This is a genomic window from Paracoccus sp. P2 (genome assembly GCF_046335115.1).
GTDB lineage: Bacteria > Pseudomonadota > Alphaproteobacteria > Rhodobacterales > Rhodobacteraceae > Paracoccus > Paracoccus pantotrophus.
Map to the genome: position 1 here is coordinate 1 of NZ_JBGOSN010000091.1, position 6,888 is coordinate 6,888.

7 protein-coding genes are annotated in these 6,888 nt (G+C 65.0%); 6 read left to right on the forward strand and 1 reads right to left on the reverse strand.

All coding sequences use genetic code 11. The annotated features are described in order from the left end of the window. The 5 genes from ACDP63_RS23905 to ACDP63_RS23925 all read left to right on the forward strand — a co-directional run. A partial coding sequence (locus ACDP63_RS23905; protein ID WP_409928767.1) for an ABC transporter permease subunit occupies positions 1-722 on the forward strand: 722 nt, incomplete at its 5' end. A 3-nt stretch (positions 723-725) separates the two neighbouring features. Then, complete coding sequence (urtC, locus tag ACDP63_RS23910; protein WP_409928768.1) at positions 726-1,853, forward strand: urea ABC transporter permease subunit UrtC; 1,128 nt, start codon at positions 726-728, stop codon at positions 1,851-1,853. Continuing rightward, positions 1,850-2,605: an urea ABC transporter ATP-binding protein UrtD gene (gene urtD, locus ACDP63_RS23915; RefSeq protein ID WP_409928769.1), complete on the forward strand. Its 756-nt coding sequence runs from the start codon at positions 1,850-1,852 to the stop codon at positions 2,603-2,605. The genes urtC and urtD overlap by 4 nt, the downstream gene beginning before the upstream one ends. Then, the gene (urtE, locus tag ACDP63_RS23920; RefSeq protein ID WP_054303326.1) at positions 2,599-3,294 is read left to right on the forward strand and encodes an urea ABC transporter ATP-binding subunit UrtE; all 696 of its coding nucleotides are present in this window, start codon (positions 2,599-2,601) and stop codon (positions 3,292-3,294) included. The genes urtD and urtE overlap by 7 nt, the downstream gene beginning before the upstream one ends. Before the next feature lie 14 nt (positions 3,295-3,308). Then, positions 3,309-4,448: an iron-containing alcohol dehydrogenase gene (locus ACDP63_RS23925; protein WP_409928770.1), complete on the forward strand. Its 1,140-nt coding sequence runs from the start codon at positions 3,309-3,311 to the stop codon at positions 4,446-4,448. A 4-nt stretch (positions 4,449-4,452) separates the two neighbouring features. Here ACDP63_RS23925 and ACDP63_RS23930 read toward each other — a convergent pair whose 3' ends face one another. Beyond that, on the reverse strand, positions 4,453-5,355 hold the full coding sequence (locus ACDP63_RS23930) for a LysR family transcriptional regulator (RefSeq protein WP_108128803.1): 903 nt from the start codon (positions 5,353-5,355) through the stop codon (positions 4,453-4,455). A gap of 166 nt (positions 5,356-5,521) precedes the next feature. On the opposite strand from ACDP63_RS23930, the gene ACDP63_RS23935 reads away from it, so the two are divergent. Next, positions 5,522-6,888: GMC family oxidoreductase (locus ACDP63_RS23935; protein ID WP_409928771.1), on the forward strand; the 1,367-nt coding region annotated here is incomplete at its 3' end.

The window sequence follows — 6,888 nt, forward strand, 5'->3', positions numbered from 1 at the left end:
TCCCTGCTGTCGCAGAAAGGGAAAAGGTGGACGACTTTTACGCCGCCCGCAGCAGCTCCATGCCGCCGCTTCCGTGGCCTAATTTCTCACCGCCGTTCTCACTTCTGGCCACCTGGGGCATCGCGATCCTGTTGCAACAGGCGATCCGGCTGGAATTCGGCCTGAGCTTTTTCGGCATCCATGTCGAGGGTCTGGGCTCGGGCCTGCAGAACGTGCCGGTGCCGCAGTTCCTGCAAGGCACACTGGGCCTGTTCGGGCTGCAACTGAACAGCTATCGCGTCTTCATCGTGCTGGTGACGCTGGTTCTGGCGGGGCTGACCTGGTTCACCCTCTATCGCACGCCGCTTGGGATGAAGGTGCGCGCGATCATCCGCAATCCGCAAATGGCCGCCGCCTGCGGCATCGATGTCAAGGCCACCAATGCGATCACCTTCGCGCTTGGCTCGGGCCTCGCCGGGGTGGCGGGGGTGCTGATGGCGGGCTTCCGCTCGGTCTCGCCCGACATGGGGGCGACGATGGTGGTCGACGGCTTCATGGTCGTCGTGACCGGGGGCGTGGGCAGCCTGTTGGGCACGATGGCCGCCGCTGGCATCCTGGGCGAGATCAACGCGCTGGTCGCCATCTTCTTCAACGAGATTGCCGGGCGGGCCTCGGTCCTGCTGGTGGTGATCCTTGTGATCCTTCTCCGGCCCGCCGGGCTGTTCAGCTTCAAGGGGCGCTGAGGCATGACTTCCCTTCTGACCAATTACCGCATCTGGGCCTATCTGCTGTTCTTCGCCGTCCTGCTGGCGCTGCCGTTGACCGGCGATGACTTCTGGCTGAACCGGGTGGCTAAATATCTGTGCTTCGGCATGCTGGGCGCCGCCATCGCGCTGACATGGGGCTATGCCGGGGTGCTGAACCTGGGGCAGGGCCTGTTCTTCGGCCTCGGCGCCTATGCGATGGCGATGCCGCTGAAGCTCGCGAGCTATACCAGCCTGCAACAGGGGTCCGACCAGCCGGTGCCGGATTTCATGCTGTGGAATGCGCAGCCCGGCGCCTCGACCGATCTGTGCTGCATCACGCCCGGATCCTGGCTGTGGATCCCGTTCCAGTCGCAATGGTTCGGGGTGGCGATGGCGATTATCGCGCCGGTGATCGTGGCCACGCTGCTGGGCAGGCTGATCTTCGGCCAGCGGATTTCCGGCGTCTTCGTGTCGATCATCACCCTGGCGCTGGTCTTGCTGGCGCGGCTCTTGCTGGTTGATGCCCAACCGCTGACCAACGGGTTCAACGGGCTGACCGACCTGGGCTATTTCAACCTTTTCGGCACCGAGCTGGATCCCTATGCGGTGACGACCTATTACGTCATTACAATTGCGATGATCGTGGTGCTGGTTCTGGCACGGCTTCTGGTCGCGACCCGCGCCGGCACCGTGCTGCAGGCCACCCGCGACAGCCAGACCCGGGCGCTGTATCTGGGCTATGACGTGCCAGCCTATCAGACCTTCTTCTTCGCGGTCTCGGCTGCGATCTCGGGTCTGGCTGGCATGCTCTATGTGGTGGTGGCGGAATTTGCCTCGCCCTCGTTCCTGGATCTGACCTTCTCGGTCTCGATGGTGGTCTGGGCGGCGGTGGGCGGGCGCGGCTCGATCCTGGGAGCCTGTATCGGCGCGATCCTGATCAATGTGCTGGAGGCGCGGGCCTCGGAAACCGAAGCCCTGGTCGAGGCCTGGAAGGCGATTGTCGGGCTGGTCTTCGTGCTGGTGGTGATCTGGCTGCCGCAGGGGCTTGGCGGCTTTGCCCATGACATGATGCGCCGGCTGACCGGGCGGCGGCGTTCCGAATCCCTGAAGCAAGAGGTGCGGCAATGAGCGTTTACGCATTGGAGACCGAAGCTCTGGGCGTCAGCTTCGGACGATTCCGCGCCGTCGATGGCGTGTCGCTGAAGGTGGCGAAGGGCGAATTGCGGGTGCTCTTGGGCGCGAACGGTGCTGGCAAGACCACGCTGATGGATCTGATCAGCGGCCGGACCCGGTCAACGTCCGGGCGGGTGCTGCTGAACGGGCGCGATGTCACCAACCTGCGCGAATACCGCATCGCGCGGGCCGGGATCGGGCGCAAGTTTCAGATCCCCTCGATCTTCACCGGGCTGACGGTGCGGCAGAATATCGAAGTCGCGCAATCGCGCCATCCCGGCGTCTTCTCCAACCTGCGCATCGGGCGCAGCGCGGCGGATCGGGCGCGTGTGGAGGAGGTGATCGACCTGGTCGGCCTGTCCGATCAGATGAAGACCGAGGCCGGCACGCTGAGCCATGGCCAGATCCAATGGCTGGAACTGGGCATGCTGATGATCCAAAGCCCCGATGTCATTTTGCTGGACGAGCCGACGGCTGGAATGACGCAGGCCGAAACCGGCAAGACTGCGGCGATCATCAACCGGCTGAAGGGCAATCACACCATGCTGGTGGTCGAGCATGACATGGCCTTCGTGCGCGACATTGCCGAGAAGATCACGGTTCTGCATCTGGGGCGCGTTCTGGCCGAAGGCACCGTGGCCGAGATCGAAAGCGATGCGGCCGTGCGCGCCGCCTATCTGGGGTCACAGGAGATTTCCGCATGCTGAGCCTGACCAATCTGGAAAGCTGGTATGGACGGTCGCGGGCGCTGAATGGCATCAGCCTCGAGGTGCCCGAGGGCAAGATCACCGGCATTGCGGGGCGCAACGGCACCGGCAAGACGACGCTGCTGAAGACCATCATGGGCCTGACCGACAGCGCCAAGGGCGTGGTGCGGCTGGGCGGGCGCGACATCTCGGCGGCGCCCACCCATATGCGCGCCCGCGCTGGAATTGCCTATGTGCCGCAGGGGCGTGGCATCATCCCTGATTTCACCGTGCGCGAAAACATCGTGATGGGCGGCTTTGCCAACCGTGCGGGCAAGCGCGCCGTGCCCGAGATCGTGCCCGAACTGTTCCCCTATCTGGCGGAAAACATGGACCGGCGCGGCGGGCTTCTGTCGGGCGGGCAGCAGCAGCAGCTGGCCATCGCCCGGGCGCTTGCGGCCGAGCCGGATGTGGTGCTTCTGGACGAGCCGAACGAAGGCATCCAGCCCTCGATCGTTGAGGATATCGAGAAGGTGATCCTGCGGATGAGCCGCGACTTTGGCCTGACGGTGATCCTGGTCGAGCAGAATATCGGCTTCCTGCGCCGTGCCGCCTCGCGCTTTGCGATGCTGGAAAAGGGCGCGGTGGTGGAAGGCGGCGATATCTCGGGCCTGACCGACGCGGTGGTCGACCGCCATATGACGATCTGAACCGGGCGAGGGCCATGATGCAGGATTTCACCTTTGACGCGCCCGGCGCCCTGAAGATCGAATGGGACGGCGCCCGGCGATTGGGCGGACTGCTGGCCGCGCGCTTTTCGGCGCGCCGGGCGTTGCTGGTCACCGATGCGCCGCTGGTGCGTTTGGGGGTGATCGCGCCAGCCCTCGCAACGCTGGAAGAGGCGGGGTTTCGGGTCAGCGTCTTCGACGGCACGGTGGCCGATCCGCCGGAGTCGGTGGCCCTCGATTGTGTGGCGCTGGGCCGAACCGCAGGGGCCGATCTGGTGATCGGCTTTGGCGGCGGCTCGTCGCTCGATATCGCCAAGCTGGCCGCGGTGCTGCTGCACAGTGACCAGCCGCTGGCGGGGCTTTACGGCATCGACAAGGTGAAGGGCGGTCGTCTTCCGCTGGTTCAGGTGCCCACCACCGCCGGAACCGGGTCGGAAGTGACCAATATCACCATCCTGACTACGGGTGAGACCACCAAGATGGGCGTCGTTGCTCCGCAGCTTTATGCCGATCTGGTGCTGCTGGATGCCGCGCTGACTATGGGCCTGCCGCCGGGCCAGACCGCCGCCACCGGCATCGACGCGATGGTCCACGCGATCGAGGCTTATACTTCGCGGCACAAGAAGAACCCGCTCTCCGATCTTTATGCGCGCGAGGCCCTGCGGCTGCTGGCCGCGAACCTTGTGACCGCCTGCACCGATGGGCAGAACCGCCCTGCGCGCGAGGCGATGCTGTATGGTGCCTGCCTCGCCGGCAAGGCCTTTGCCAACAGCCCGGTCGGCGCGGTGCATGCGCTGGCCTATCCCTTGGGGGGCCGCTATCACCTGCCGCATGGGCTGACCAATGCGCTCATGCTGGGGCCGGTCCTGCGTCACAACCTGCCCGCCGCAGCACCGCTTTATGCCGAACTGGGTGCGCTTCTGGGCTTTGGCGCTGCGGCCACGGATTTCATTGCCGGCATGGAGGCGTTGATGGACCGCTCCGGCGCGCCGCGCCGGCTGCGCGATGTGGGCGTCAGTGCCGAAAGTCTGCCTGTTCTTGCTGCGGATGCCATGCTGCAGACCCGACTTCTGGGCAACAACCCGGTTCCGGTGACCGAATCCGACGCGCTGGCGCTGTATCGCGCGGCGTTTTGAGCGTTCAGACTGCGGGGTCCAGCAAGAGATCGGTGTGGCGGAGGATTTCTTCCGTGAGGAAGCTGATCACCGCCCGTTCGCGCCGCATCTGCCGCGTGTCGCGATGGCAGGTCAGCCAGTAGGTGCGCGTCAGCGCAATCTCGTCGGGCAGAACCGGCACCAGATCGGGGCAGGCTTTGGCCATGTAGCAGGGCAGGACACTCAGGCCATTGCCCTGCCGCACGGCGATCATCTGGCTGTAGATGCTGGAGCTTTTGAAGGCGGGCCGCAGGCCGGGATGCACCTCGCCCAGATAGTCGAGGCCGGTGGCGAAGAGCATTTCCTCGATATAGCCCAGGAAGCGATGCTTCAGCAGATCGGCCCGCGAACGGATCGGCTCTTGCGCGGCCATATAGGATTTGGCCGCATAAATCCTTAGCTGATAATCGGCCAGCCGCTCGGAGCGATAGCCCCCGCGCGTCACCGGGTCTAATGTCACGGTCAAATCTGCCTCGCGCCGCGACAACGAGATCACCTGGGTCAGAGTGATCAGTTCCAGCGACAGATCGGGAAAGCGCGCAGTGAAGGCCGCCAGCATATGTTCGCTGAAGAAGTTGGAAAAGCCTTCGGGCACGGCAAGGCGCAGATTGCCGGTCAGGCCCTGGCCCGGCCCCGCGCCGGGAATGACCCCGCCCGAGGCTTCTTCCATCCGTTCAGCCGTTTCGACCAGACGCCGGCCGCTGGCCGTCAACTCATACCCCCGGGCCGAGCGTTCGAACAGGCGCTGGCGCAGCGCGGCCTCCAGCCGGTCTATCCGCCGCGCCACCGTGACATGCGATGACCCAAGCTGGCGCGCGGCCCCGCTGAGCTGGCCATCCCGGGCCAAGGCCAGGAAGAACTGCATGTCGTCCCAGTTGAACTGCGTCATGCTGTTCGTTTTCGTACACATCCTGTGAGAAATCAATCAGCCTGAATGGCTTGTCCGAAAAGAAATCCTGACGCATTTTCCCAAGACGGCCCGGAGGAGGGCCTGAACAATTATGAACATATCGAAGCTTCGCGTGCGGCCGCTTCCCTTGCAGGGACGCGACCCGATGCAGGCCGCGCGGGGGCTGGGCAGCGAGAGGGGGGTGTCAGTGGAAAGCTATGATTACATCGTGATCGGGGCGGGCAGCGCGGGCTGCGTGCTGGCGAACCGGCTTTCGGCCGATCCGAAAACCCGGGTGCTGCTGCTGGAAGCGGGTGGCCGTGACAATTACCCCTGGATCCATATTCCGGTGGGGTACCTCTACTGCATCAACAACCCGCGCACCGATTGGCGTTTCCGCACCGAGGAAGAACCGGGGCTGAACGGCCGGTCGCTGCTGTACCCGCGCGGGCGGGTGCTGGGCGGCTGTTCGTCGATCAATGGCATGATCTATATGCGGGGCCAGGCGCAGGACTATGACGGCTGGGCGCAGGCGGGCTGCACCGGCTGGGGCTGGGAGGATGTGCTGCCGCTGTTCCGCGCGCAGGAAGATTACCATCTTGGCGCCAGCGCGCTGCATGGCGCGGGCGGCGAATGGCGGGTGGAAAAGGCGCGGCTGCACTGGGAGGTGCTGGATGCGTTTCGCGATGCGGCGCTGGAATTCGGCATCCCGCGCAATGACGATTTCAACGGCGGCGACAATGAGGGCGCGGGATATTTCGAGGTCAACCAGCGTCGCGGCGTCCGCTGGAACACCACGAAAGCCTTCCTGCGCCCGGCAGCGGGGCGGCCCAATCTGCGGGTGCTGACCGGCGCTCAGGCCGAACGGCTGATCATCGAGGAAGGCGAGGTGAGGGGCGTTGTCTTCCACCATCAGGGCAGCCGCAAGGAGGCGCGGGCGCTGCGTGAAACGGTGCTGTCGGCCGGTGCCATCGGCTCGCCGCAGCTGCTGGAACTGTCGGGCATCGGCCGGGGTGAGGTGCTGGCCGCAGCGGGGATCGCGCCGGTCAAAGAGGTGGCCGGGATCGGCGAGAACCTGCAGGATCATCTGCAACTGCGCCTGGTCTACAAGGTGCATGGCGTGCCGACACTGAACGAAAAAGCTTCAAGCCTGTTCGGCAAGGCCGCGATCGGGCTGGAATATCTGCTGAAACGCTCGGGCCCGATGGCGATGGCGCCGAGCCAGTTGGGGATCTTCACCCGCTCGGGCCCGGAAAAGGCCAGTGCCGATCTGGAATGGCATGTGCAGCCGGTCAGCCTGGATAAATTCGGCGACCCGGTGCATCCTTTCCCGGCGATCACCGCCAGCGTCTGCAATCTGCGGCCCGAAAGCCGCGGTTCGGTGCATGTGAAAAGCGGCGATTTCCGCAGCGCACCCGCGATCCGCCCGAATTTGTCAACGGCGGTGCAATATCCGGCCACGCGGCGGAGTAAAATCCGGCCACGCGGCGGTGACCGGCGCCATGGCGCGCGCGCTTACCAGATAGCTGGCGC